Source organism: Selenomonas bovis DSM 23594 (genome assembly GCF_000381005.1).
Classification (GTDB): Bacteria; Bacillota; Negativicutes; order Selenomonadales; family Selenomonadaceae; genus Selenomonas_C; species Selenomonas_C bovis.
Map to the genome: position 1 here is coordinate 1 of NZ_KB908380.1, position 25,225 is coordinate 25,225.

At 60.5% G+C, this 25,225-nt stretch carries 18 protein-coding genes, 1 other RNA gene, 1 riboswitch and 1 other annotated feature; of the genes, 3 read left to right on the top strand and 16 right to left on the bottom strand.

Going from position 1 to position 25,225, the window contains the following annotated elements; translation table 11 throughout:
- Positions 1-140 precede the first annotated feature (140 nt).
- The 9 genes from codY to rnpB all read right to left on the bottom strand — a co-directional run bounded on the left by codY (position 141) and on the right by rnpB (position 10,356).
- A complete protein-coding gene (gene codY, locus F599_RS13375) occupies positions 141-980 on the bottom strand; it encodes a GTP-sensing pleiotropic transcriptional regulator CodY (protein WP_033368955.1) in 840 nt (279 codons plus the stop codon).
- Between the two features lie 210 nt (positions 981-1,190).
- On the bottom strand, positions 1,191-2,585 hold the full coding sequence (gene hslU / locus F599_RS0101670; RefSeq protein WP_019541799.1) for an ATP-dependent protease ATPase subunit HslU: 1,395 nt from the start codon (positions 2,583-2,585) through the stop codon (positions 1,191-1,193).
- Entirely contained in the window at positions 2,585-3,127 is a 543-nt protein-coding gene (gene hslV, locus F599_RS0101675) for an ATP-dependent protease subunit HslV (RefSeq protein ID WP_019541800.1), read from the bottom strand. Before hslV ends, hslU begins: the two co-directional genes overlap by 1 nt.
- A gap of 7 nt (positions 3,128-3,134) precedes the next feature.
- The gene (gene trmFO, locus F599_RS0101680; RefSeq protein ID WP_019541801.1) at positions 3,135-4,451 is read right to left on the bottom strand and encodes a methylenetetrahydrofolate--tRNA-(uracil(54)-C(5))-methyltransferase (FADH(2)-oxidizing) TrmFO; all 1,317 of its coding nucleotides are present in this window, start codon (positions 4,449-4,451) and stop codon (positions 3,135-3,137) included.
- Positions 4,448-6,760, bottom strand: coding sequence for a type I DNA topoisomerase (topA, locus tag F599_RS0101685; protein ID WP_019541802.1), 2,313 nt, complete (start codon positions 6,758-6,760; stop codon positions 4,448-4,450). Before topA ends, trmFO begins: the two co-directional genes overlap by 4 nt.
- A 4-nt stretch (positions 6,761-6,764) precedes the next feature.
- Positions 6,765-7,868 carry a DNA-processing protein DprA gene (gene dprA / locus F599_RS0101690; RefSeq protein ID WP_019541803.1) on the bottom strand — a complete coding sequence of 368 codons (1,104 nt, stop codon included), beginning with the start codon at positions 7,866-7,868 and terminating at the stop codon, positions 6,765-6,767.
- Positions 7,869-8,185: 317 nt separating this feature from the next.
- Positions 8,186-8,548 (bottom strand): dihydroneopterin aldolase, encoded by a 363-nt coding sequence (gene folB / locus F599_RS0101695; protein ID WP_019541804.1) that lies wholly within the window; start codon positions 8,546-8,548, stop codon positions 8,186-8,188.
- 494 nt (positions 8,549-9,042) lie between these two features.
- Positions 9,043-9,708, bottom strand: coding sequence for a C40 family peptidase (locus tag F599_RS0101705; protein WP_019541806.1), 666 nt, complete (start codon positions 9,706-9,708; stop codon positions 9,043-9,045).
- A gap of 5 nt (positions 9,709-9,713) precedes the next feature.
- Positions 9,714-9,870: riboswitch (cyclic di-AMP (ydaO/yuaA leader) on the bottom strand.
- 135 nt (positions 9,871-10,005) lie between these two features.
- Positions 10,006-10,356, bottom strand: an RNA gene (gene rnpB, locus F599_RS14685) — RNase P RNA component class A.
- A gap of 141 nt (positions 10,357-10,497) precedes the next feature.
- Here rnpB and deoD point away from each other — a divergent pair.
- The 3 genes from deoD to F599_RS0101720 all read left to right on the top strand — a co-directional run bounded on the left by deoD (position 10,498) and on the right by F599_RS0101720 (position 12,841).
- Positions 10,498-11,208, top strand: coding sequence for a purine-nucleoside phosphorylase (deoD, locus tag F599_RS0101710; RefSeq protein ID WP_019541807.1), 711 nt, complete (start codon positions 10,498-10,500; stop codon positions 11,206-11,208).
- Between the two features lie 143 nt (positions 11,209-11,351).
- Complete coding sequence (gene lgt / locus F599_RS0101715; RefSeq protein ID WP_019541808.1) at positions 11,352-12,164, top strand: prolipoprotein diacylglyceryl transferase; 813 nt, start codon at positions 11,352-11,354, stop codon at positions 12,162-12,164.
- Positions 12,161-12,841 carry a BsuPI-related putative proteinase inhibitor gene (locus F599_RS0101720; RefSeq protein ID WP_019541809.1) on the top strand — a complete coding sequence of 227 codons (681 nt, stop codon included), beginning with the start codon at positions 12,161-12,163 and terminating at the stop codon, positions 12,839-12,841. Before lgt ends, F599_RS0101720 begins: the two co-directional genes overlap by 4 nt.
- 131 nt (positions 12,842-12,972) lie before the next feature.
- On the opposite strand, the gene F599_RS0101725 is transcribed toward F599_RS0101720, so the two are convergent.
- The 7 genes from F599_RS0101725 to rplK form a co-directional block, all read right to left on the bottom strand.
- Positions 12,973-14,376, bottom strand: coding sequence for a sodium:solute symporter family protein (locus F599_RS0101725; RefSeq protein WP_020700444.1), 1,404 nt, complete (start codon positions 14,374-14,376; stop codon positions 12,973-12,975).
- Positions 14,377-14,725: 349 nt separating this feature from the next.
- A complete protein-coding gene (rpoC, locus tag F599_RS0101730; RefSeq protein WP_205514956.1) occupies positions 14,726-18,724 on the bottom strand; it encodes a DNA-directed RNA polymerase subunit beta' in 3,999 nt (1,332 codons plus the stop codon).
- A 45-nt stretch (positions 18,725-18,769) separates the two neighbouring features.
- Entirely contained in the window at positions 18,770-22,426 is a 3,657-nt protein-coding gene (rpoB, locus tag F599_RS0101735) for a DNA-directed RNA polymerase subunit beta (RefSeq protein ID WP_019541812.1), read from the bottom strand.
- 324 nt (positions 22,427-22,750) lie between these two features.
- Positions 22,751-23,122 carry a 50S ribosomal protein L7/L12 gene (rplL, locus tag F599_RS0101740; RefSeq protein ID WP_019541813.1) on the bottom strand — a complete coding sequence of 124 codons (372 nt, stop codon included), beginning with the start codon at positions 23,120-23,122 and terminating at the stop codon, positions 22,751-22,753.
- An 82-nt stretch (positions 23,123-23,204) separates the two neighbouring features.
- Positions 23,205-23,744: a 50S ribosomal protein L10 gene (gene rplJ, locus F599_RS0101745; RefSeq protein WP_019541814.1), complete on the bottom strand. Its 540-nt coding sequence runs from the start codon at positions 23,742-23,744 to the stop codon at positions 23,205-23,207.
- Positions 23,745-23,853: 109 nt separating this feature from the next.
- Positions 23,854-23,991, bottom strand: a sequence feature (ribosomal protein L10 leader region).
- A 47-nt stretch (positions 23,992-24,038) separates the two neighbouring features.
- On the bottom strand, positions 24,039-24,722 hold the full coding sequence (gene rplA, locus F599_RS0101750; RefSeq protein ID WP_019541815.1) for a 50S ribosomal protein L1: 684 nt from the start codon (positions 24,720-24,722) through the stop codon (positions 24,039-24,041).
- A 55-nt stretch (positions 24,723-24,777) separates the two neighbouring features.
- On the bottom strand, positions 24,778-25,203 hold the full coding sequence (gene rplK, locus F599_RS0101755; RefSeq protein ID WP_019541816.1) for a 50S ribosomal protein L11: 426 nt from the start codon (positions 25,201-25,203) through the stop codon (positions 24,778-24,780).
- Between the last annotated feature and the right edge of the window lie 22 nt (positions 25,204-25,225).

The window sequence follows — 25,225 nt, forward strand, 5'->3', positions numbered from 1 at the left end:
GGTGACCGCCTGTTTCTTGTACTGTTTTTTATGCCATGATTATCGCCAGTGTCAGATGACCGTGATTGAGGTCAAAGAAAACGGGGCTATCCGCACGAAAATGCTTTCGTGAGACAGCCCCACAATGGCAGATGATACGTTCAGAAGCGGCCGCGATGCAGCTTTTTCTCATCCCGCGGCAGCGGCTTCGCATCAATCTTCTTGACCTCGTCGATGAGATATTCGTTCTTTACCTTGATATAGGTGCCCTTCATGCCGAGGGATTTCGACTCGATGACACCGGCCGACTCGAATTTCCTCAGAGCATTGACGATGACAGAACGCGTGATCTGCATCTCCTTCGCGACCGTCGAGGCGATGAGGTTGCCTTCCAGCTTGCCGTCCTTGTCATTCTCCTCGAGCTTCTTGAGGATGCCCTTCGCCGCTACTTGCTCCGAATAGGAAAGCGTATTGATGGCGATCTGGACGGCCGTCTTCTTGCGCTCGATGGCCTGGATCTTGAGGTTCTCGTCGCGCAGGATCTCCATGCCGACGACGGTCGCGCCATACTCGACGAGGACGAGGTCATCGTCGTCGAACTCCTCGTTGTACTTGGCGACAATCAGCGTTCCCTTGCGCTCGCCGTTGCTGTAAATCGGCACGATGGTCGTGTTCTTGCCGTTGAACATGCATTCCCTGTTCTCATCATAGGCACACATGCCCGTCTTGGAGTGCAGGTTCGGTGTCGTCTCGTCGATGCGCTTGAGCCAGTTCACATACTTGCGCGGGAACTCCCCCTGATTGATGACCTTATCCACCATGAGATCGCACTCGAAATCATCGATGAACGCATAGCCATAGATCTTCCCTGTCGTGTCCGTGATGTAGACGTTGGCGTCGAGCACATTGCTGAGTACGCGCGCAATGCCGTCGTACTCCACACTCACCGAGCGCTGCAGCAGGCGGTTGATCTTCCTCGTCTTTTCCAATAATGTAGCCATAAGGATTCCCTCTCCCCATCTGGCAGCGCTGTGTGGACGCCGCCTAAAAAAATATCTTTTGTCTGTATTCTAACACACTTTTCCAAAAATTCCTAGATTTTGTTACAATTTATAAATTTCATGATTTCCATATGGCGCGCCGCACGAAAATGCCAGCAGGACGCCGGCTCATGGCCGACGCCCTGCTGGCGCAATCGTATGCGGGTTCTGTCAGAGAATGAACTGCGAAAGATCTCTGTTCTTGACGATGTCGTGAAGCTTCGCGTCGACGTAGGCCTCGTCGATGACGACATGCTTCTCCGTGAGCTCCGGCGCGTCGAACGAGACGTCCTCGAGCAGCTTCTCGAGCAGCGTATGGAGGCGGCGCGCGCCGATGTCCTCGGATTGCTCGTTCACGTCGCAGGCGAGCTGCGCGATGCGACTGATGGCGTCGGGACGGAACTCGAGCGCGACGCCCTCCGTCGCGAGCAGCGCCTCATACTGCTTGATGAGCGCGTTCTGCGGCTCGGCGAGGATGCGCTCGAAGTCCTCCTTGCGCAGGCTCTTGAGTTCGACGCGGATAGGGAAACGCCCCTGGAGCTCGGGGATGAGATCAGAGGGCTTCGCCATGTGGAACGCGCCCGCCGCGATGAAGAGCACGTGGTCGGTCTTCACCGGGCCGTATTTCGTCGAGACCTGCGAGCCCTCGACGATGGGCAGGATGTCGCGCTGCACGCCCTCGCGGGAGACATCCGCACCGGAGGAATTGCCGTGCACGGCGACCTTGTCAATCTCATCGAGGAAGACGATGCCGCTGCGCTCCGCGACCTTCACGGCCGTCTCCGCAACCTCGTCCATGTCGATGAGCTTGCCGGCCTCCTCCTGTGTGAAGATCTTGCGCGCCTGCTCGACGCTGACCTTGCGCTTCCTATGGCTCTTCGGCATGAAGTTGCCGAGCATGTCCTGCAGGTTGTCGCCCATGCCCTCGAGACTCGACCCCGCGAACATGCCGACCATCGGGCGGCTCGCCTCCTCGACGTCGATCTCGATGAGCTCCTTTTCGAGCTCGCCGTTCTTGAGGCGCTTGCGCACCCATTCGCGGCCTGCCTGGTATTTGGGCTTGTCCTCCTGCTTTTCCTCGCCGTCGTCCTCGGCGTTGCCGAAGAGGCGGCCGAGCGGGTTCTGGGACTTCTTCGGCTGCGGTACGAAAACATCGAGGATGCGCTCCTCGGCGAGTTCCTTCGCCTTTTCCTGTACGGACTCCATACGCTCCTGACGCACCATGCGGACGGCGGTTTCAACGAGGTCCCGCACGATGGACTCAACGTCGCGGCCGACGTAGCCGACCTCCGTGAACTTCGTCGCCTCGACCTTGATGAACGGTGCCTTGACGAGCTTCGCGAGACGACGGGCAATCTCGGTCTTGCCGACGCCGGTCGAGCCAATCATGAGGATGTTTTTCGGGATGACCTCATCCTGCATGGGGCCCGTGAGCTGACGGCTGCGCCAACGGTTGCGCAGGGCGATGGCGACCGAGCGCTTCGCCTCATCCTGTCCGATGATGTATTTGTCGAGCTCCTCCACGATCTGGCGCGGCGTCTGCTCGTTCATGCCGATTTGTTCCATTAGCTCAGTTCCTCCACCTTGATGTTATGATTCGTATAGACGCAGATGTCGGCGGCAATGGAGAGCGCCTCGTGCGCGATATCCTTCGCCTCCATGTCGGTGTGCGCGACCATCGCGCGCGCGGCGGCAAGCGCGTAGAAGCCGCCGCTGCCGATAGCGGCGACGTCGCCGTCCGGCTCGATGACCTCGCCGTTGCCTGAGAGCATGAGCAGCTGCTGCTTGTCCGCGACGAGCAGCAGCGCCTCGAGCTTCCGGAGCACGCGGTCCGTGCGCCACTCCTTCGCGAGCTCGACAGCGGCGCGCTGCAGGTTGCCATTATACGCCTCGAGCTTGCCCTCGAATTTCTCGAAGAGCGTGAAGGCATCCGCCACGGAGCCAGCGAACCCCGCGAGGATCTTGTCGTGATAGAGCGTGCGCACCTTGCGCGCGTTCGCCTTCATAATCGTATGCTCGCCGAACGTGACCTGCCCGTCGCCGGCGATGGCCGTCTTGCCATTCTTGCGCACGGCGACGATGGTCGTCGCGTGAAATTGCGTGTCCATGATGCTGTTACTCCTTTAATTCTGCACGAAATGTCTCTATGTCAGCGAGCGCCCGCTCCGCGAGGCGCTGCTTTTTTTCTCTCTTTTTCCGGATGCGCTGGGGAAGCGGCGGCAGCAGGCCGAAGTTCACGTTCATCGGCTGGAAATGATCCGCCTCGCCCGTCGTGATGTAGTGCGCGAGCGCGCCGTGACACGTCGTCTCCGGAAAGACGAGCGGCGCTTCGCCGCGCGCGAGCCGCGCGGCATTGATGCCGGCGACGAGCCCCGAGGAGGCTGACTCAACGTAGCCCTCGACGCCCGTCATCTGCCCCGCGAAGAGGAGACGTTCCTCGCCGCGCAGCTGATACGTCGGCAGCAGGTGGCGCGGTGCGTTGAGAAACGTGTTCCTGTGCATGACGCCGTAGCGCAGGAACTCTGCGTGCTCGAGTCCCGGGATCATGCCGAAAACGCGGCGCTGCTCCGGCCACTTGAGGTGTGTCTGGAAACCGACGATATTGTAGAGCGTCCCCTCCGCGTTGTCCTGGCGCAGCTGCACGACGGCGAACGGCCGCACGCCTGTCACGGGATGCTCGAGCCCCACGGGCTTGAGCGGCCCGTAGAGCAGCGTGTCCTCCCCACGGGCCGCCATGACCTCGACGGGCATGCAGCCCTCGAAGAATTTCTCCTTCTCAAAGCCGTGCGTCGGCGCCTTTTCCGCCGTCACGAGCGCCTCGTAAAACGCGCGGTACTCCGCCTCCGTCATCGGGCAGTTGATATAGGCTGCCTCGCCCTTCCCGTAGCGGGAGGCGCGGTAGGCCTTCGTCATGTCGACGGACTCGAGGCTCACGATGGGCGCGGCGGCATCGTAGAAATAGAGGGAGTCGCCGCCCGTGCGCCGCGCGATGTCGTCTGCGAGCGCTCCCTCCGTGAGCGGGCCGCTCGCGACGATGGTCACCATGTCCTCAGAGAGCGGGACTTTCTGTACCTCCGTGCGCACGACATGGATCTGTGGATGCGCTTCGATCCTTTGCGTGATGTAGTCGCTGAAGCCGTGACGATCCACGGCGAGCGCGCCGCCCGCAGGCACGCGCGTGGCGTCCGCTGCCGCCATGATGAGAGAGCCGAGACGGCGCATCTCCTCCTTGAGCACGCCGACGGCGTTCTCCAGTCCCGCGCCGCGCAGGGAGTTGCTGCAGACAAGCTCGGCGAAGCCGCCCGTCTTGTGCGCGGGCGTCTGCTTCTCCGGGCGCATCTCATAGAGCGTGACCTCCGCGCCGCGCTGCGCAGCCTGCCACGCTGCCTCTGAGCCAGCGAGCCCCGCACCGATGATCGAGATGTGTTTCATGACTTCTTCTCTTTCTTTTCCGTTTTCTCAGCCGCGGCTTTGGCCGCCGCTTTCTCCTCATCCTTCGCGCGCTTGGCCGCGAGGCGCGCCCGCATCTTCTCGAGTTCCTCATTGATGGGGCTGCCGACGCGCGACTTGCAGTCGTCATTGCTGCAGTAGATGAGCGCGCGGCCGTTCTTGTACTGGTGCTTGAGCAGGAAGGAACCGCAGACGGGACAGGTATCCTTGAGCGGCGTGTCCCAGGTCGTGTAGTCGCACTCTGGATAGTTCTTGCAGCCGTAGAATTTCCGTCCGCGCCGCGTCTTGCGCTCAACGATGCTGCCGCCGCACTTCGGGCACTTGACCCCCGTATCGACGAGCAGCGGCTTCGTATTGCGACACTCAGGGAAGCCGGGGCAGGCGAGGAACTTGCCGAACCGCCCCTGCTTGACGACCATGAGGCGGCCGCATTTCTCGCAGCGCACATCAGAGACCTCGACGGGTAGCTCGACGTGGCCGATGGCCTCGTCCGCTTTCTCGAGCGTCTGCTCGAACGGCGTGTAGAACTCGCTGAGAAGTGCGTTCTTCTCGCATTTTCCCTCGGCGATCTCGTCGAGTTCGTTCTCGAGGTTCGCGGTGAACTTCACATCGACGATATCCTTGAAATATTCCTCGAGCATGTCGAGCACGAGGAAGCCGAGCTCCGTCGGCTGGAAATGCTTGTCGACGCGCTGCACATAGCCACGCGCCTGGATTGTCTCAATGATCGGCGCGTAGGTACTCGGCCGGCCGATCTCCTTCTCCTCAAGCGTCTTGACGAGCGAGGCGTCGTTATAGCGCGGCGGCGGCTCGGTGAAATGCTGCTGTGGCAGAAGCCTGCCGAGGTCGAGCGCATCGCCCGCCGCGAGCTCCGGCAGCACGACATCCTTTTCCTTTTTCGTCGTGTCCGCGCCCGCATAAACGGCCGTGAAGCCCGCGAAGACAAGCCGCGAGCCGGAAGACTTGAGTTGGTAGCGCTCGCCCGCCGCGATGGTGACGCTCATCGTATCGTAGACAGCGGGCGTCATCTGACTCGCGGCGAAGCGCTGCCAGATGAGCGTGTAGAGCTTCCACTGATCCTTAGAGAGGAAGCTCTCGAGCTCGTCCGGCGTGTTGTGGATGGAAGTCGGACGGATGGCCTCATGCGCGTCCTGCGCCTTCTTGCCGCTCGCGTAGACGTTCGGCTTTGCCGGCACGTAGTCCGCGCCGAGCGCCTCCTCCAGGTAGGCCTTCGCCTCTGCCTGCGCGAGCTCGGAGATGCGCGTCGAGTCGGTGCGCATGTAGGTGATGAGGCCCGTCGGGCCGCGCTTGCCGAGCTCGATGCCCTCGTAGAGCTGCTGCGCGAGCATCATCGTCTTGCGCGAGGTGAAGCCGAGCTTGCGCGCAGCGTCCTGCTGCAGCGAGCTCGTCGTAAAGGGCGCGGCCGGGCGCCGCTTGCGCTGGCTTTTCTTCACCGCGGCCACGGAGAAGGGCTGCGTGCCGAGGTCCTCAGTAAGCGCCTTCGCCGCCTGCTCGTCATGCAGGACGAAATTCTTGCCGCCCTCCTCATGGACGGCGAGCTTCTTTCCATCCACGAGCGCGAGCTCCGCCTCGAAGAGCGCGGATTTCTGCCGGCGCAGCTTGCAGCCGACCGTCCAGTATTCCTCCGACTGGAACGCCTGGATTTCCTTTTCCCTGTCGCAGATGAGTTTCACCGTGACGGACTGCACGCGTCCCGCCGAGAGCCCCTTCCTGATCTTTCTCCAGAGCAGCGGGCTGAGCTTGTAGCCGACGATGCGGTCGAGCATGCGCCGCGCCTGCTGTGCATCGACGCGGTCCATATTGATGGGGCGCGGCTCCTTGACCGCCTCCTGGATGGCCGGCTTTGTGATCTCGTTGAACACGATGCGGCAGTCCGAGGCGGGATCGATATCCAGGATATGCGCAAGATGCCAGGCGATCGCCTCTCCCTCACGATCGGGATCGCTTGCGAGATAGACCTTGTCCGCGTTCTTCGCGTCCTTCTTGAGCGCCTTGATGAGGTCTCCTTTGCCGCGGATGTTGATGTATTTCGGCGCGAAATCATGCTCGACATCGATGCCGAACTGGCTTTTCGGCAAATCCCGCAGGTGCCCCATCGAGGCGCGCACTATGTATTTCCTGCCGAGATACTTCTCGATGGTCTTCGCCTTCGCGGGCGACTCGACGACAACGAGTGTCTTCTTCGGCGCGGTTCTGCGCTTCGCCTTTGCTTTCTTTCCCTTTGCAGACGCTGCCGCGCCTGCTGTCTTCTTTGCTGCTTTGGCTGCCAAAGTGTCACTCCCTCTCCGCACGCAGATAGCCGTGCGATTCGTTTTCAATCACCAGGCCCTTGAGCTCCAGACCGAGCAACAGGAAGGAGAGCCGCGCGGGATCCCCATCCTTGAGGCTGGCGATGATTTCATCAATGGAAAGCGGGTGCTCGTAGGAGAGCACCTGGTAGAGGGCGCGCTCTTCCCCGCTGAGATCCGCGTCCTTCCGTTTTCGCGGCGCGCGCGGCATCGGCTCGCGCCCGTACTCCTCGAGCACATCCCGCACGGAGGTCACAAGCTTCGCGCCCTGTTGGATGAGCCGATGGCACCCCTGGCTCGTCGGCGAATAGATGCTGCCCGGCACCGCGAAGACATCGCGGCCCTCGTCGAGCGCGAGCTGCGCCGTGATGAGCGAGCCGCTGCGTTCCGCCGCCTCCACGACGATGACGCCCTTCGAAAGGCCGCTGATGATGCGGTTGCGCGCGGGGAAGAACGCGGGCAGCGGCGGCGTGCCAGGCGCATACTCTGAGAGGATGGCGCCGCCTGAGGCGACGATATCCGCGAGCAGGCGGCGGTTCTCCGCCGGATAGGCGATATCGACGCCGCAGCCGAGCACGGCCACCGTGCACCCCGTCCGGAGCGCGCCGCGGTGCGCGGCGCTGTCGATACCGCGCGCCGCGCCGCTCACGACGCAGAAGCCACTCGCCGCAAGCTCCTCGCCGAGCTTCTCCGCGATGCCCTCGCCATAGCGGCTGAACCGGCGTGCCCCGACGATGCCGAGACATTCCGCATCAGACGGCAGACTGCCGCGTACATAGAGCACGAGCGGCGGCTGATAGATTGCGGCGAGCGATTCTGGGTACCCTGCCTCGCCGAACGCAACGAGCGAGACGGACTGCCCCTCGCAAAGCGCCTCGATGCGTTCCGGCTCCGCCGCGTGTTTCGCGCGGTAGCGGCCGAGCGCCGCGAGTGTGCGCCGCTCCATGCCGGCTGCCGCAAGCTCCGCCGCCGACGCCTCCCAGACGCGCCGCGCGCCTCCAAGCGTGCGCAGGAGCGGCAGGAGCACCGCGGCATTCAGGCCGCGCACGCACTGCAGCGCAGCAAGTGCGAAAATATCTCGGTCCTTCATAGCGTTCTCTCCATCGTCACAAAACGGAGGGGGCACATCCGGCAGACGGAAATGACAAGCGCCGCTCCTCTGTCCAAGGCATACGTCTATTTGTATATAATAGCTTCAACTACTATACAAAAAAGCGCCACATTCTGCAACACCTTTTCTCGACATTTTGCAAAATCAGTGCAAAAACACCGCGCGCCGTCCGCCATAAGCCATGCGGGAAAACACTGCAACAGCGGAGCGCAGCAAGATCCCCATTGCTCCAGACCCCCATTGCTCCTATACAGCAGAAAAAACGGGGCTGCGCCTCAATGCGTCAGCCCCTTGCGTCATTCTGCCCGGCGTGTCACCGTAGCTTCCACATAGTCCAGAGAACCTGAAATCGGCACATTGGGCTTGCGGATGGTCGTCGTGACCGCGGCGAAGTGCGGATATTTCTTGAGCAAGCGATCCCCGATGTGGCCGCCGAGTGCTGCAAGCATCGTGAACCGCTTGTTTTCCGTGACATCCTTGACGACGTCGTAGATGGCCGCCATATCCACGCCATCCTCGATCTTGTCCGTCTCGACGACCTTGTCATCCTTCGTCTCGACTTCCACATCGATGTAGAATTTCTGTCCCTGTTCACGCTCATACTCATAGATGCCATGGAATCCATAGAACATCATATTCTTGATACTGGCTCTTACCATTTCCATCACTCCTAAACTTCTGACCTAGATTCTTCTTTTGCTTTATTCTCTATCACCAAGGGGAAATCCTCCCCGCGTTTCCTAAAATCTAAAAAATCAATGCCAGCTGCGCCTGCGGCTTGCGCTCTTGGGGATTTACATAGTAAACTCAACGCACAAACGTCCACTTTGTGGACATTGTGCGCCCGTCCTTGCAGTAAATCCAACCAATCGCGCTGCGCCTGCGGCTTGCGCTCTTGGGGATTTACATAGTATGATAGAAGAAAACTCGTCGTTAACCCGCAAGTGTCTGTTTGCGAGGGAAAGGGGGCTCTCACGATGGGTGATCTCTTCCTCCTGCTGCTTATCTTCCTGATGGTATCCTACGCCTTCTGGGATCAGCTTTTCACCAACTGAGGCGGCTGCCTCGCCCAAGAGTCCTGCACTCTTGGGCTTTTTCATTATGGGGTAAAAAAGGGGGAGGCGTACGCCTCCCGAACATCAAGATATTTTGTTTACATGACACGACGCGCGCCGATGTAGCAGGAACCCCAGTAGGAGCTGTACAGGGACGCAATCGAGACGCCGCGGCTCGAGGACGCATTGATGAAATTGCCATCCCCAAGATAGATGCCGACATGAGATGCCCCTGCCTCGTAGGTCGAGAAGAATACCAGGTCGCCTGGTACCAGCTCAGCCGTCGAGACCGGATAGCCGCACTCATACTGGGCATCCGCCGTGCGCGGCAGGTAGATGCCCGCATTCGCGAACACATACCGCACATAGCCGGAGCAATCGAAGCCATTCGGTGTCGTACCGCCAAAGACGTACGGCACACCGAGATACTGCATCGAGCTCGCCACGATGCGGCGCCCGAGAGCGCTCGAACCGCGGCTGACCTCCGGCATCGATTTCCCGAGCAGCGCCGAATACGTGGACGGACCAACGAGGCCGTCCGCATCGAGCCCGCGGGAAATCTGGAATGCTTTTACTGCCTCAGCGGTTGCGGGACCGAAATCCCCATCTGCTGCGACGTCGTAGCCGAGACTGGCCAATTGCCCTTGGATCTCTGCTACATCGCTGCCCTGGTCACCGACGCGGAAGGCGGATGCCCCGCAGAGAACGGCAGACCAGCACAGCAGGATCGTGGTGAGCGCAAAGATGCGCAGCGCTTTACTCAAAAAGCCACTCCTCTCTCTATTCGCCTACGAGGTTAGCTGCCGGGTTCGGGTAGAGAAGACCACCCGCGCTCTTGCCGTTGAGCTATCGCTCCCCGGCGAAAACGTTCACCCCAAAATCTTTTGGTTCCCCCGCTCCTGGGCTGGATTCGGCTTCATGTATCGGCCCATATATATAATACGACAAAAAGTCGTCGTATTCCAGTTTATTTTCTCGAATTCATTCCAGATTTCAGTGAATTTTCAGATAATAACTGGATATAAAGCAAGGCTGCCATGAGACAGCCTGATTGACACGTGAATACAAGCAGCCAATAAGCCGAGTTCTGTTCCGCTTGCGCGGCGACAATCATTTATCTAGGCACGTGAGTTGCCTCACGGCTCAAGCGACGCAACCCGGAAGGTCGGCGGGCCGCCTCAACCCTTCCCTATTAGGTCTTGCTCCGCGTGGGGCTTGCCAAGCCGGACAGTCACCTGCCCGCTGGTGCGCTCTTACCGCACCGTTTCAGCCTTACCGGTCACCCGGCGGTTTGTTCTCTGTGGCGCTATCCCTGGGGTCACCCCCGCTGGACGTTATCCAGCACGCTGCCCTCTGGAGCCCGGACTTTCCTCATCTGCCATAAAGGCAGCCGCGATTGTCTTGACTACTTATATTAACGTTATTTATTTTAGCACTTTCGTCGTAGTGCGTCAAGGTTATGCACCGCTTTCCGACATGTCTTTTCACGCCCCCTCTTTTCTTGTATAATGAAATCATGATATTTCTCATTTTGCAGAAAGAAGGCTAGATCCATGAGTACTCCCCATATTGCCGCTGAAAAGGGCGAGATTGCCGAGCGCATCCTGCTCCCAGGCGATCCGCTGCGCGCGAAATTCATCGCGGAGCATTTCCTCGATGACGCCAAAGAATACACGCACGTCCGCAATATCCTCGGCTACACCGGCACTTACAAGGGTGTGCCGGTCTCGGTCCAGGGAACGGGCATGGGCATACCGTCCATCTCCATCTACGTGCATGAGCTCATCCACACCTATGGCTGCAAGAAGCTCTTCCGCGTCGGCACCTGCGGCGGCATGCATCCGGATGTGAAGCTGCGCGATATACTCATCGCGCAGGCCGCGAGCACGGACTCGAGCCTCGTCCGCAACATCTTCGGCGGCACGATCAACTTCTGCCCCATCGCGGATTTCACGCTGCTGGAAAAAGCCGTTGCCAACACGCGCCGCCTGCAGCTCAAGGCAACGGTCGGCAATATCATCTCCGTCGACCGCTTCTATGATGAGGACATCGACAACGATAAGCTCAGGAAATACGGCATCCTCGGCGTCGAGATGGAGGCGGCGGCGCTCTACACGCTCGCGGCCGAGGCGCATGTGCAGGCGCTCGCGCTCTTCACGGTCAGCGACCACCTGCTCACGGGCGAAAGCTGCACGGCGGAGGAGCGTCAGACGAGTTTCAACGACATGATCCGCATCGCGCTCGAGACAGCCATCGAAGATTGATCCATCGCGCACAGCGGCGGCCGGGGTAGGTCGCCGCTTTTTCTGTGCTATCCCGGCGGTCTGCCGTTTTCATGCAAACACTATGTTCCACAGCGCCAGTTGATGTATAATGAGAAGGAATTCTGCCAGAAAGGTCGTTTGTTATGCACCAGTATCTCTTCTTCCTCGGGGACTTCCCCATCCGCGCCTACGGGCTCGTGCTTTCCTTTTCCATCATCCTCGCGACAGGCGTCGGCTATTTCCTCGCGAAAGCCGACGGCCGCGGCTATGAGAAGTACATCGTAGACCTCGGCATCTACTGCGGCGTCGCGGGACTCGTCGGCGCCCGTCTCTGGGATGTCTTCTTTTTCGACTGGGCGTATTACCACGACCATCTCACGGAACTTCTGAATGTCTGGCAGGGCGGCATGGCCATCCAGGGCGGCGTCCTGCTCGGCGTACTCACAGGCGTCTGGTACTGCCGCCGCCACGGGCTCGACACGCTGCATCTCATGGATGTCCTCGCGCCGGCCATCATCCTCGGCCAGGCGCTCGGCCGCTGTGCGAACCTCCTCAATGGCGATGCATTCGGCGCGCCGACGGGCAGCGCGTTCGGCATCCTCTATCCGACGACGACGCTCGCCTATCATACATACGGCGACCAGCCGCTCTGGCCTGCGGAAATCTGGGAGGGACAGCTCGATACGGCCATCTTCGCGCTGCTCCTGCTCTACCGCACGACGGGCCACGCGCGCGGGCAGTGCTTCGCGCTCTACGTCATGCTCTACAGCGCGGCGCGGTTCTTCCTCGAATTCTTCCGCGGCGACTATACAGCGCCAGTGCTCGGCCTGCTGCACAGCGCGCAGATGACGAGCGTCATCTGCTTCGCGCTCGCCGCTGCCGCCTTCCTCTATCTGCAATGCCGACGGCGGGGGAAAGAGGCCCTTATCTTCCGGAAAGGAGCGAAAAAACCATGAAGATTTTCCATATCGCACGCGTTCTTCGCCCTTCTCTGCCCGCAAACGAGAAGCGCCGCCTGGCAAGCGCACCGCATTCCCGCGGCAGGAAACGCCTGGCCGCCGCCCTGCTCCTCTCCAGCCTTGCACTCCCCCTCCTGCCGCTGCCCGCCGCTGAGGCGCATCTCGGCGCGAACATCGGCATCGCCTTTCCAATGGGCTCCTCCTCACAGGCGGCAGGAAGAGTCTCCACGGAGAGCTATGCCGCGTTTGCGAGCGGTTCTCTCATCGAGGAACTCACCGTGAAGGAAAGGAGCGGCCGCCTGCTGCTCGAGCTCAAGGTCACGAACAGCGGCGACGCCCCCTACACCATCGAGCACCGCTGCGGTCAACTCTACGACTTCGCCCTGCTCGACAAGAACGGTCAGGCGCTCTACACCTGGTCAGACGGCATGGCCTTCACACAGGCGCTGACCACTTCCACCATCGCGGCGCACGCAAGCGTCATCTATCAGGAGGAGATCAAGCGGACAGACTATAAGAAGATCAAGGGCGACGCCGTGCTCGTCACCGCCTGGCTCACCGACACGCCTGACCGTCTCATGGCGCGCGTTCCCGCGCAGGCGGCGCATACGAGTAACACGGGTGCCATCATCGGCAGCATCCGGATTGGCAACGGTCACTGGTACCACGACTGACACCAGGTGCGCCGCTCATCGTCAATGACAACGACCCCCGTTGGATGGAAAGCCATCCAACGGGGGTCGTTCTATTAGCGGTTCTATCGAGTGCCATCCTCATGACTTCCAGGCACCGCATCGCGCTGCCCTCATTCCTTCATGCGCGCATACAGGGTAGCGACGCGCCGCCGCTGCTGCAGGATGCCCGGCACGATGAGCACGACGCTCACGGCGAGGCCCACGAAAAGCGGATTCACCTTGACGCCGAGGAAATTCGCTGCGAGCGCGGCGCAGGTAGAGATGACCATCGACGCGACGGCCCAGTGGCGCTCGATGGCGCGCGGCAGGAAAACCGCGACCGTGAGCGGCAGGAAGATGCCGCCGCCGCGCAGCGCCATCGAGAGGTACGACCAGAAGAGCACCTGCGAGCCCTCGTTGAGCACGGCGATGACAGCTGCGACGACGATGGTCGCGAGCACGAGACCGCGCGTGAGCCAGAGTTCCGTCGCACTCTTCGTCACATGCAGCACCTTGCAGAAGATATCGCGCGAGAGCATCGTGCCGATGCCGAGCGAAAGCCCCGCCGTAGAGCCGATGAGCGAGAGCATGATGCCGCCCATCGCGATGCTGCCGAGCACGACAGGCTGATAGGAGAGCAGGAATGTCGGCAGCGCGAGGATGGCCGGCACCTCGGGATGCGCCGCATGCATGTACATGCCGATCATCGCGCAGGGCAGGCCGATGGGCAGCGAGATGAGCGCGGCGACGAACGCGCCGACAGACGCCGTCTTCGGCGTCGTCGCGGAGAAGATGGCCTGGACGTATGTCTGCGTGCAGATCATGCCGACGATGACGGAGACGAGGTTTGCCAGCGTCATCTGCATGCCGCCGGCGAAGAGGTTGAACCAGGTGTCGGCGGGCAGCGCCTCATGAATCTCCGGCTGGAAGAGCACCGCATAGCCGGCTGCGCCGCCCGCAATCAGCATGCTCACCCAGATGACGACCATCTTGAGGATGCCGCCGACGCCCGCGCTCTTCATGCCGCCGAAGAATGCGTAGCAGGCGACAAGCGCGAGCAGGATGCCCGCGGCCGGCCAGAACGGGATGGCGAGCACGGCCGCGATGATATAGATGCCTGGCAGGCAGCTCGAGACCGCGCTGAAAAGGATGCCGAGCGAGGAAACGACACTCGTGAAGACGCCGCCTGCCCTGCCGTAATTCTGCACGAGATACTGCGGGATCGTCTCAAGCGACGAGCGGCGCAGCGGGCGCGCGTAAAAGATGCCCATGATGATGAGCGCGAGCCCGACGCCGATCGTGAACCACCAGGCGGACAGCCCGACGGTCGAGGCGAGCTGCGCCGTGCCGATCGTCGCGCCGCCGCCGACGCACGTGCCGGCGATGCTGCCGGCAACGAGCGGCACACCGGCACTGCGTCCGCCGAGACTGAAGCCCTCCGCCGAATGGACGGAACGTGCCGCGTAAATGCCGCAGCCGAGGACGACGGCGATCGTCGCTGCAATGATGACGAGCTGTAACAGGGAAAGTTCCATAGAGCGCATCAGATCCTTTCATAGTTGCGCGAAGCAGGCAAAACGTCAGGCGATGATAGATTCCTCTCCGCCATCCCTGCGTTTTCTGAAAACCATATGGAAATTATATCACCAGCCTTGCAAGCGTCAAGCATTGATTGCTCGGCACCAGGACAAAAAAATAGACCTGAGACAAGGCAATTCGTTTGCCTTGTCCAGGTCCAACACGCGGGACACGCCCGCAAAATAAAAATTCAAACTATGTTACAGGATAAGAAAATTCGTTTCACACTCCCCGGAGTACAAGACAATCAGCGAGTCATCTCGCTCCGAGATGCACGCATGGCCGCTGAGCCGTTGCGTGCGCAGGTCAGGCCACTGGCTCTGGCGCCTGCTCCTCCGCGGGTGCATCCCCCTCAGAGGGAACCTCCGCCTCATCCACAGGCTTCTTGTCCGTCTCGACAACCTCGAGATTGCGATAACGGCTCATGCCGGTACCGGCAGGGATGAGCTTGCCGATGATGACGTTCTCCTTGAGGCCGACGAGCGGATCGACTTTACCCTTGATGGCGGCGTCGGTGAGCACGCGCGTCGTCTCCTGGAAGGAGGCCGCGGAGAGGAAGGAATCCGTCGCAAGGGAGGCCTTCGTGATGCCGAGCAGGATCGGTTTTGCCACAGCCGGCTCGCCGCCCTCCTCGATGGCCTTCGTGTTGGCCGCCTCGAACTGATTGATGTCGATGTACTCGCCCGGTAGGAAGTCCGTATTGCCGGACTCCTCGATCTTGACCTTGCGGAGCATCTGACGCACCATGACTTCGATGTGCTTGTCGTTGATCTCGACGCCCTGAGACTTGTAGACCTTCTGCACCTCGTAGACGAGGTAGCGCTGCGTGGCCTGCAGGCCGCAGATGCGCAGGATGTCATGCGGATTGACGGAGCCCTCGGTGAGCTTGTCGCCCGGCGCGAGCTTCATGCCGTCCTTGACCGCCATGCGGGCGCCAAAGGGGATCGCGTACTCGCGCGCATCGCCCTCAGCGGGATGGATCGTGACCTTGCGCATGCCCTTGCCCGTATCCTCGACCTCTGCCGTGCCGCCGATCTCGGCGATGATGGCATGATGCTTCGGTTTGCGTGCCTCGAAAAGCTCCTCGACACGCGGCAGGCCCTGCGTGATATCGTCGCCCGCGACGCCGCCAGAATGGAACGTACGCATCGTGAGCTGGGTGCCCGGCTCGCCGATGGATTGCGCGGCGATGACGCCGACGGCCTCACCGACCTCGACTTCCGCCTGATTCGCGAGATCGCGGCCGTAGCACTTGATGCAGACGCCGAACTGGGATTTGCACGTGAGCACGCTGCGGATGGAGACCTTCTCGCGCACAGCGGCGATTTTCTTCGCCAGCGCTTCATCGACCGTATCGTTGAGGGAGGCAATCTTCTCTCCCGTCGCCGGATCGACGATGTCCTCCGCGAGCACGCGGCCGACAATACGCTCCTCGAGCGACTCGATGATGCCGTCGCCCTCCTTGATGGCTTCGACCTCGATGCCGCGCACGTTGTTGTTGCGGACATGGATGACCTTGGCATCGGAGGCAAGCACCTTTTCGATGTTCTCCGCCGTGAGATGGTCGTGCGCCGCGAGGACGATATTGCCCTCGCTGTCCGCGACATCCTTCGTGACTTCCTTGTCGAGCATCTCGTGCACCAGCGTGTCGTGCGCCTTCTGGCGTTCTGCTGCATCCGGCGTACCGAGCGTGATGACCTCGGAGACCATCGCGCTGGATACCGAAGCTGCCGTCTGTACGGACGTACCGCGCACCATGAGTTCCGGCACGGCGTGCTCGCCGATTGTCATGAGTTCCTCGTCGCCGAGCACCGTATCCTTCTCGAAGAGCACTTCTTTCGTCTCAGGATCGAGCACATCAGCGGCCAGGAGACGGCCGAGCAGCGTGTCGTTGAGGATTTCGAGCGCATCCATCGTGTTCTCCGCAAGCGTTGCACGCGAGAGCACGAGGCTCAGCGCCGAGACGTCGCAGTCCTCCTCGCGCACGATGACATCCTGCGCGACGTCGACGAGACGGCGCGTGAGGTAACCGGAGTCCGCGGTGCGCAACGCCGTATCGGCGAGGCCCTTGCGGGCGCCGTGCGAGGAAATGAAGTAGTCGGAAACGGAAAGCCCCTCGCGGAAGTTCGCCGTGATTGGCAAGTCGATGATCTTGCCGGACGGATCGGCCATGAGGCCGCGCATACCGGCGAGCTGGCGCATCTGCTGCTTGTTACCGCGGGCACCGGAGTCCGCCATCATGAAGATGGGGTTGAAGGCGTCCATGTTCTCCATCATGGCATCCGCGACATCGTCGGTCGCCTGCGCCCAGAGGCCGATGACCTTCTTGTAGCGCTCCTCCTCGGTCACGAGACCGCGGCTGAACTGGCGCTCGACCTTGTTGACCTGCTTCTGCGCGTCGGCGATGATGGTCTTTTTCTTCGGCGGCACGATGACGTCGGAGATGGCGACCGTCATGCCGGCGATGCAGGCATAGTGATAGCCGAGGTTCTTGACGCCGTCGATGACCTCTGCGGTCTTCGTCGCGCCGAAATGATTGTAGCAGTTCGCGACGAGCGCGCCGAGCTGCTTTTTCTTCATAAGGATGCCGAGGCCCCAGGTGCCGTCCTCATCCTGATGGAAGTAACGGAGCTCCGGCGGCAGGATCTCGTTGAAGATCATGCGTCCGAGGCTCGTCTTGACGAGGTTCGTCTCCCCGTCCGGCGTCACCATGCGGCAGCGGATCTCCGCCTGGATGGCGAGCTCATGCTGCTGGTACGCGAGCAGTGCCTCGGCGATGCCCGTGACGACCTTGCCCTCGCCGAGTGCGCCCGGCTTGAGGATCGTCAGGTAGTAGGAGCCGAGCACCATATCCTGCGTCGGCACGATGATGGGCTTGCCGTCCTTCGGCGCGAGGATATGGTTGGCGGCGAGCATGAGGATGCGCGCCTCCGTCTGCGCCTCCGCCGAGAGCGGCAGATGGATGGCCATCTGGTCGCCGTCGAAGTCGGCGTTGTACGCCGTGCAGGCGAGCGGATGAAGCTTGAGCGCGCGGCCCTCGGTGAGCACTGGCTCGAACGCCTGGATACCGAGGCGGTGAAGCGTTGGGGCGCGGTTCAGGAGCACCGGATGCTCCTTGATGACGTCCTCGAGCACATCCCAGACTTCGGGGCGCGCACGCTCAACCATGCGCTTCGCGGACTTGATGTTGTGCGCGGAACCGGAGGCCACGAGCTTCTTCATGACGAACGGCTTGAAGAGCTCGAGCGCCATCTCCTTCGGCAGGCCGCACTGATGGAGCTTGAGCTCCGGCCCGACGACGATAACGGAACGTCCGGAATAGTCGACACGCTTGCCGAGCAGGTTCTGGCGGAAACGTCCCTGCTTGCCCTTGAGCATGTCGGAGAGCGACTTGAGCGGGCGGTTGCCCGGGCCCGTGACAGGGCGGCCGCGGCGGCCGTTGTCGATGAGCGCATCGACGGCTTCCTGCAGCATGCGCTTCTCGTTGCGCACGATGATGTCCGGCGCGCCGAGCTCCAGGAGGCGCTTCAGACGGTTGTTGCGGTTGATGACGCGGCGGTAGAGATCGTTGAGATCGCTCGTCGCGAAGCGGCCGCCGTCGAGCTGGACCATCGGACGCAGATCCGGCGGAATGACCGGCACGACATCGAGGATCATCCAGCTCGGCTTGTTGCCGGACTTGCGGAACGCCTCGACGACCTCAAGGCGGCGGATGGCGCGGATCTTCTTCTGCGTGGAGAGCTCGCGCACCTGCTTCCTGAGCTCCTCGCTGAGCTTGTCGAGATCGAGCTCTTCCAGCAGGGCCTTGATGGCCTCGGCACCCATGCCGACCTTGAATGTACTGCCGTACTCTTCACGCGCCTTGCGGTACGCGGCCTCGTCGAGCAGCTGCTTCTTGATGAGGTTGCTGTCGCCCGGATCGAGCACGATATACTGCGCGAAATAGAGCACTCGTTCGAGATTCCGCGGCGTGATGTCGAGGATCAGGCCCATGCGGCTCGGGATGCCCTTGAAATACCAGATATGCGAGACCGGCGCAGCGAGCTCGATATGGCCCATGCGCTCGCGGCGCACCTTGGCGCGCGTGACCTCGACACCGCAGCGGTCGCAGATGATGCCCTTGTAGCGGATGCGCTTGTACTTGCCGCAGTGGCATTCCCAGTCGCGCGTCGGGCCGAAGATACGCTCACAGAAGAGTCCGTCGCGTTCCGGCTTCAGCGTGCGATAGTTGATGGTTTCCGGCTTCTTGACCTCGCCGTAGGACCACTCGCGAATCTTTTCCGGCGAAGCGAGAGCGATGCGCATCGAATCAAATTTATTTACATCCAGCAAAGAGATGACACTCCCTTCTTATTCCTCACCGTCATTGTCAGGCGTTTCATTGACCGTCATATTGCCGATATCCGCGATGATGTCATCTGCGGCGTTCGTGTGCTCATCGTCCGTCTGCGCCCCCTCATCGAAGGCGTCAGCCGTCTCAGGCGCTGCCTGGGCCGGACTTTCCTTCGTCGGGTCGACGCCCGTGACGTCGAGGTCGAGGTCCTTGGCACGTGCGTTGATGTCGTCATCATCGTCATCATCCTGGATGGAGACTTCCTTCGCATCGCCGTCGAGCACCTTGATGTCGAGACCGATGGACTGGAGTTCCTTGACGAGGACCTTGAACGACTCCGGCACGCCCGCCTCGGGGATGTTCTCTCCCTTGACGATGGCCTCATACGCCTTCACGCGGCCGACGACATCGTCGGACTTGACCGTCATCATTTCCTGCAGCGTATAGGCAGCGCCGTAGGCCTCGAGCGCCCAGACCTCCATCTCGCCGAAGCGCTGGCCGCCGAACTGGGCCTTGCCGCCCAGCGGCTGCTGCGTGACGAGGGAGTACGGGCCCGTGGAACGCGCGTGGATCTTATCAGCTACGAGGTGATGCAGCTTGAGGAAGTAAGTGCAGCCGACCGTGACGCGGTTCTCGAACGGCTCGCCCGTGCGGCCGTCGTAGAGGATTGTCTTGCCGTCGGCAGGCAGGCCCGCCGCCTTGATCGTGCCGAACACATCCGCGTCGCTCGCGCCGTCGAAGACAGGCGTCGCGATGTGGAGGCCAGCGACGTCCGGTTTCGGCATGCCGAGCTTGTCGAAATCATAGCCGGCCGCACGCAGGCGTGCCTCGATGGTCGGATCGCCGTCCTTGATCTGCTGGCCGATGACCTTGACCGCCATGCCGAGATGCGCCTCGAGGATCTGACCGATGTTCATGCGGCTCGGGACGCCGAGCGGGTTCAGCACGATATCGACCGGCGTGCCGTCCGGCAGGAACGGCATATCCTCCTGGCGCATGATGCGCGAGACGACACCCTTGTTACCGTGACGGCCTGCCATCTTATCACCGACGGAGATCTTGCGCTTCTGCGCGATGTAGACGCGCACAAGACGGTTGACGCCCGGCGGCAGCTCATCGTTGTTGTCGCGGCTGAAGATCTTCACATCGACGATCTTGCCCTGCTCGCCGTGCGGCACGCGCAGCGAGGTGTCGCGCACCTCGCGCGCCTTCTCGCCGAAGATGGCGCGCAGCAGACGCTCCTCAGCCGTGAGCTCCGTCTCGCCTTTCGGCGTGACCTTGCCGACGAGGATATCGCCCGGGCGCACATCGGCGCCGATGGAGATGATGCCCTCCTCGTCGAGATCCTTGAGCGCATCCTCTGCAACGTTCGGGATGTCGCGCGTGATCTCCTCAGGACCGAGCTTCGTATCGCGCGCGTCGCACTCGTACTCCTCGATGTGAATGGAGGTATAGAGGTCGCGCTTGACGAGGTTCTCCGAGAGCAGCACGGCATCCTCGTAGTTGTAACCCTCCCACGGCATATAGGCAACGATGATGTTATAGCCGAGCGCGAGCTCACCGTGATCCGTTGCCGGGCCGTCAGCGATCGGCTGATTTTCCTTGACGACATCGCCTTTGTAGACGATCGGCACCTGGTTGATGCACGTACCCTGGTTGGAGCGCATAAACTTCTGTAGCTTATACACGTCATCTTTGCCACCATTATCCGGACGGACAACAATGGTATCTCCAGTAACGCGCACAACTGTACCGGCATGACGGGCAAGGTGCATGACGCCGGAGTCACAGGCGGCCTTATACTCCATGCCCGTGCCGACGAGCGGCGCCTGCGTCCGCAGGAGCGGCACTGCCTGGCGCTGCATGTTCGCACCCATGAGCGCGCGGTTCGCGTCATCGTTTTCGAGGAAGGGGATCATGGCCGTCGCGATGGAAAAGACCTGGCGCGGGCTCACGTCCATGTAATCGACCTTGTCGCGGCTATGCAGGCCCGTTTCCTCGTGGAAGCGCGCTGTGACACGCTCATTGACGAACCACTCGTTCTCATCGAGTGGCTCGTTGGCCTGAGCGATGACGAGGTCGTCCTCTTCGTCCGCCGTGAGGTAGCGCACCTCATCCGTAACCTTGTGTGCTTCCCTATCGACACGACGGTACGGCGTCTCCATGAAACCGAACTGGTTCACGCGTGCATACGTCGCGAGCGAGCCGATGAGACCGATGTTCGGACCTTCCGGAGACTCGACCGGGCACATGCGACCGTAGTGGGAGTTATGGACATCGCGTACCTCGAACCCAGCGCGTTCACGCGAGAGACCGCCCGGGCCGAGCGCCGAGAGACGGCGCTTATGCGTGAGCTCAGAGAGCGGGTTGTGCTGATCCATGAACTGCGAGAGCTGCGAGGAGCCGAAGAACTCCTTCACAGCGGCCACGACTGGACGGATGTTGATGAGCGCCTGCGGCGTGATGACATCTGCATCCTGGATCGTCATGCGCTCGCGCACGACGCGCTCCATGCGCGAGAGGCCGATGCGGAACTGGTTCTGCAGGAGCTCGCCGACAGCACGCACGCGACGGTTGCCGAGATGGTCGATATCGTCCGTCGTGCCCACGCCGTCCATGAGGTTCAGCAGATAATTAATAGAAGCGATGATATCGCTCTTGGTGATGGTGCGGAAATGGTACTCGAGCGTCGGCGAGCAGAGCATCTTCATGCGGCTGCCGTCCTTGAGCTTCAGATAGACGGCACAGGGCTCCTTGTCGTCACCAAAGATCGCGTGCTCCTGTTTCTCGTCGATGGCATCGATCATGTCCTCCGTCACATACGTATCCGCAGGAATAACGATCTCGCCCGTCTCCTTGTCGACGAGCGGATCCGCGAGCACCCGGCCGAGGATGCGGCGGCGCCAGCCGAGCTTCTTCGTGAGCTTGTAGCGGCCGACCGTCGCGAGGTCATAGCGCTTCGGATCGAAGAAGAGACCTTCGAGCAGTGCGCGCGCGTTGTCCACCGTCACAGGCTCGCCGGGGCGCAGGCGGTTATAGATGACCTTGAGCGCCTCGTCAGCCGTATTAATCTCCGGGTCATGCGCGAGCGTCGCACGGATGCGCTCATCGTTGTGGAAGAGCTGCAGGATCTGCTCGTCGCTCCCGTAGCCGAGGGCGCGGATGAGGAACGTCACAGGCATCTTGCGCGTACGGTCGATGCGCACCCAGACGACGTCACTCGCGTCCGTCTCGAGCTCGATCCAGGCACCGCGGTTCGGAATCACCGTCGCGTTATAGAGTTTCTTGCCCGTCGTATCCATCGTCTCACCATAGTAAGCACCCGGCGAACGCACGAGCTGGCTGACGATGACACGCTCGGCACCATTGATGATGAAGGTACCCGTTTCCGTCATTTTCGGGAAGTCGCCCATGAAGACTTCCTGTTCCTTGATCTCTCCTGTCTCGCGATTGATGAGACGGACATTGACACGCATCGGTGCAGCCCAAGTCACATCACGTTCCTTGCACTCGTCGAGTTCATACTTCGGCTTGTCGAGCGAATAACTCACAAGCGTGAGCTCAAGATTTTTCGTGAAATCCTCGATCGGAGAAATATCATTGAAGATGTCCTGCAGTCCTTCATCGAGGAACCACTTGTAGGACTCCCGCTGGATGTCGAGAAGATGCGGCATTTCCATGACTTCTTTGATTCGCGCATAGCTATACCTGGTTCTTTTGCCCACCGGCACAGGATTAAATAACAAATCCTTCACCCCTTAGCCTGTAATACATAGTTTGTGAAATTTGGGCAACAATACGACAGGCGGAATGAAAGAACAATAAAAAAACAAGGTATCTTGCTCTCCCTTGCTTGCTTCCTTTCCACTTGTGCACACTTCGCCCTATTCTTTTCCTGTAGTTCCTTACTGTATCATGGGAAGTTTTATTTGTCAATACCTATTTAGAAAAAAAGAACCGCCCCCAACGGAGCGGTTCCCTGTGCTCGAAAACTGAAATTACTTCAGCTCAACCGTAGCGCCAGCCTCTTCGAGCTTCTTCTTGAGCTCTTCAGCCTCTGCCTTCGGAGCGTTCTCCTTGACAGCAGCCGGAGCGCCGTCAACGAGAGCCTTTGCTTCCTTCAGGCCAAGGCCCGTAGCCTCACGGACAGCCTTGATGACGTTGATCTTCTTGTCGCCAACAGCCGTGAGCATGACGTTGAACTCCGTCTTCTCCTCAGCGGCAGCACCGCCGGCAGCACCGCCAGCAGCAGCAACAGCGACCGGAGCAGCAGCGCTGACACCGAACTTCTCTTCCATAGCCTTCACGAGCTCGGAAAGTTCGAGAACCGTCATGTTCTCAATGGCTTCCATGATTTCTTCTTTCGTCATTTCAAATACCTCCATTAAATTGGTTTTTATTCAGATTCATGCTGCGGGACAGGTCCCGCAAACGAAGGGTTCGCTGATCGATTTATGCGGATTCCTTCTGCGCGCGGACTGCGTCAAGCACATAGACCGCATTGCGGATAACGCCCTGCAGGACGTTGACCGTGTTCGAGATCGGGGCATTCATGCTGCCAAGGAGCTTGGCGATGAGTTCCTCGCGAGACGGCAGGGAAGCGAGCGCCTTGATATCATCGAGACCGATGACCTTGCCCTCGACCATGCCGGCCTTGACCGTCAGAACCTCCGTATCCTCGAGCTTGTTCTTCTTGATGAAGCCGCAGATGACCTTTGCCGGAGCAACGGCATCCTCCGCCGAGAAAGCGAAGGCCGTCGTGCCCTCGAGATGCTCGTCAAGACCCTCGACGCCAGCCTCTTTCGCAGCGAGACGGAGCATCGTGTTCTTGACGACGTGATACGATACGCCAGCCTCACGCAGCTCGCGACGGAGCTCCGTGTCCTGTGCGACCGTAAGGCCCTTGTAGCCCGTGAGGACAACACCCTTTGCAGACGCAAGCTGTTCCTTGAGCTCGGCTACGATGGCCTGTTTCTTTTCAGATACACCCATGTTTACACCTCCATTCCATCAGGGAAACGCTGAGCATAGCAGCGTTTCTCTGAATTTGCAGGCAGCACGCACGGACATCCCCAGCGGATGACCTGTGCCGCCCATTTGTAAAGCGAAGCAAAAGAACCCCCGGCTGCACGCCGGAGGCTCATAACATTCAAGTTCATGTGCTCCGGCCTCGGCAGGCGGTTTTACCCGTTAGATGAGAAATCAAACCTGCTGTCTACAGCCAAGATATTCATTTGTGGAGCGCTGCCATTGCTGGAGCGCTCAAGGCCGGAGCCTTGCTGATTGTCAGGCAAGCTGGACAGGCACGCCCGGGCCCATCGTCGCGCTCACAGTGATGGAGCGGATGTACTGGCCTTTCGCTGCTGCCGGCTTGACACGAATCAGCGTATCCATCAGGGCCTGGAAGTTCTGCTGGAGCTTCTCAGCATCGAACGACGCCTTGCCGATGACGACATGCACATTGCCTGCCTTATCGGTGCGATATTCGACCTTGCCTGCTTTTACCTCAGAAATTGCCTTCTGAAGATCCATCGTGACCGTACCCAGCTTCGGGTTCGGCATGAGGCCGCGCGGGCCAAGGATCTTACCGAGACGACCAACCGTGCCCATCATGTCAGGCGTAGCGACCGCGACATCGAAGTCGAGCCAGCCCCCCTGAATCTTCTGCACGATTTCGTCGGAACCGACGAAGTCTGCGCCAGCAGCCTCCGCCTCCTTGACCTTCTCGCCCTTTGCAAAGACGAGGACGCGCTTCGTTTTGCCGGTGCCGTTCGGAAGAACGATAGCACCGCGAACCTGCTGGTCCGGATATTTCGGATCGACGCCGAGACGAACATGGAGCTCGATGCTCTCATCGAACTTCGCTGTCGCCGTCTTCTTGACGAGGTCCATGGCTTCTGCAGCCGTGTAGAGCTTGCCTGCCTCGACGAGCTTGCAAGCTTCCTGGTATTTCTTACCAGCCTTTGCCATTTCCTATACTCCTCTCGTGGTCATAACGGTACATGCCTCCCACGGGTGAGATGTCTCAGTCGACAATCTCGATGCCCATGCTGCGCGCCGTACCCTCGATCATGCGGGTAGCAGCATCGATGTCTGCAGCGTTGAGGTCTTTCATTTTGAGCTCAGCAATCTTCTGCGCTTCTGCGCGCGGGAGCTTCGCGACTTTCGTCTTATTCGGCTCACCCGATGCCTTGTCAATCTTGGCAGCCTTCTTCAGGAGAACAGCCGCCGGCGGCGTCTTCGTGATGAACGTGAAGGAACGATCTTCATAGACCGTAATCACGACCGGAATCACGAGACCTGCCTGTGCTTTCGTGCGCTCATTGAACTCCTTGCAGAAGCCCATGATGTTGACGCCTGCCTGGCCGAGTGCCGGACCTACTGGAGGTGCCGGATTCGCCTTGCCGGCGACGACCTGCAGCTTTACGATTTTAGAAACCTTTTTTGCCATGTGTTTTCCACCTCCTTAAAGG

Coding starts and splice junctions, on each gene's coding strand:
- rplA (WP_019541815.1), bottom strand. CDS start 24,722: ATGGCAAAGGCTGGTAAGAAATACCAGGAAGCTTGCAAGCTCGTCGAG.
- deoD (WP_019541807.1), top strand. CDS start 10,498: ATGAGTACTCCCCATATTGCCGCTGAAAAGGGCGAGATTGCCGAGCGC.
- rpoC (WP_205514956.1), bottom strand. CDS start 18,724: ATGCGCATCGCTCTCGCTTCGCCGGAAAAGATTCGCGAGTGGTCCTAC.
- lgt (WP_019541808.1), top strand. CDS start 11,352: ATGCACCAGTATCTCTTCTTCCTCGGGGACTTCCCCATCCGCGCCTAC.
- rpoB (WP_019541812.1), bottom strand. CDS start 22,426: ATGCCGCATCTTCTCGACATCCAGCGGGAGTCCTACAAGTGGTTCCTC.
- hslU (WP_019541799.1), bottom strand. CDS start 2,585: ATGGAACAAATCGGCATGAACGAGCAGACGCCGCGCCAGATCGTGGAG.
- trmFO (WP_019541801.1), bottom strand. CDS start 4,451: ATGAAACACATCTCGATCATCGGTGCGGGGCTCGCTGGCTCAGAGGCA.
- F599_RS0101720 (WP_019541809.1), top strand. CDS start 12,161: ATGAAGATTTTCCATATCGCACGCGTTCTTCGCCCTTCTCTGCCCGCA.
- folB (WP_019541804.1), bottom strand. CDS start 8,548: ATGGTAAGAGCCAGTATCAAGAATATGATGTTCTATGGATTCCATGGC.
- rplJ (WP_019541814.1), bottom strand. CDS start 23,744: ATGGGTGTATCTGAAAAGAAACAGGCCATCGTAGCCGAGCTCAAGGAA.
- dprA (WP_019541803.1), bottom strand. CDS start 7,868: ATGAAGGACCGAGATATTTTCGCACTTGCTGCGCTGCAGTGCGTGCGC.
- rplK (WP_019541816.1), bottom strand. CDS start 25,203: ATGGCAAAAAAGGTTTCTAAAATCGTAAAGCTGCAGGTCGTCGCCGGC.
- codY (WP_033368955.1), bottom strand. CDS start 980: ATGGCTACATTATTGGAAAAGACGAGGAAGATCAACCGCCTGCTGCAG.
- rplL (WP_019541813.1), bottom strand. CDS start 23,122: ATGACGAAAGAAGAAATCATGGAAGCCATTGAGAACATGACGGTTCTC.
- hslV (WP_019541800.1), bottom strand. CDS start 3,127: ATGGACACGCAATTTCACGCGACGACCATCGTCGCCGTGCGCAAGAAT.
- F599_RS0101725 (WP_020700444.1), bottom strand. CDS start 14,376: ATGGAACTTTCCCTGTTACAGCTCGTCATCATTGCAGCGACGATCGCC.